Raw genomic sequence first — 895 nt, forward strand, 5'->3', positions numbered from 1 at the left:
CCGGGCTTCTACCGCGAGATCACGCTTCAGGCGATCACTCGTGGCCCAGCCGACGACGCGCCGGGAGAAGAGATCCAGCACGACCGCGAGGTAAAGCCAGCCCTCCGCTGTCCAGATGTAGGAGATGTCTGCTCCCCACTTCCGGTCCGGGCCGTCCGCCGTGAAGTCCTGTGCCACAAGGTTCGGCGCGACGGGCCAAGCATGTTCGCTGTCCGTCGTCCGCTTGAAGCGCCGTTTTTGCCGCGCGATCAACTGGTTCTCGCGCATCAGGCGTGCCGTGCGATGCCGCCCGATCTCATGGCCCTCGTCGACGAGGTCGCGGTGCATGCGCGGGCTGCCATAGGTCCCGTTCGACAGCGCGAAGACCGTCCGGATATGCGCCAGATAGACCATGTCCTGCTGCTGGCGACGACAAGCGGGCCGTTCCTGCCAGGCGAAGAAGCCGCTCTGACTGACCCCAAGGACGCGGCACATCTGGCTGATCGGGAAGCTGGCCTTCTCTGCATCGATGAAGGCGAACTTCACCCGTGGCGGGTTCACTCGAACCAGTGGCGTTCACCCGCCACATCCCTCCCTCGCGAAGAAGGCCGCGGCTTTTTCTAGAATGTCGCGCTCCTGCTTCAGGACCGCATTCTCACGCCGAAGCCGCTTCAGCTCGGCATGCAGATCGATCGGTGCCTCACTCGGCTCCCTGACATCACGCTCTTGGCTCAGCCATCGCGTCAGCGTCGAAAGCCCGATGCCCAGATCCTCCGCGATCTCACGCCGCGTCCGGCCGCTGGTCAGTGCCAGCCGCACCGCTTCACGCCGAAACTCCGGCGTCGGTCTGTTCCCGTTTCCCATAGAACACCTCCTGGTTCCTCAGTTGGTGCTCTCAACATTTGCCGGGCAAGTC

The 895-nt window shown here is 64.0% G+C and carries 1 pseudogene; it reads right to left on the reverse strand.

The features are described 5' to 3' along the window. A pseudogene (locus JL811_RS20125) lies at positions 1–843 on the reverse strand (IS3 family transposase); the annotation flags it as partial. Positions 844–895 lie beyond the last annotated feature (52 nt).

The organism is Szabonella alba, assembly GCF_016765775.1.
GTDB classification, from domain to species: Bacteria; Pseudomonadota; Alphaproteobacteria; order Rhodobacterales; family Rhodobacteraceae; genus Szabonella; species Szabonella alba.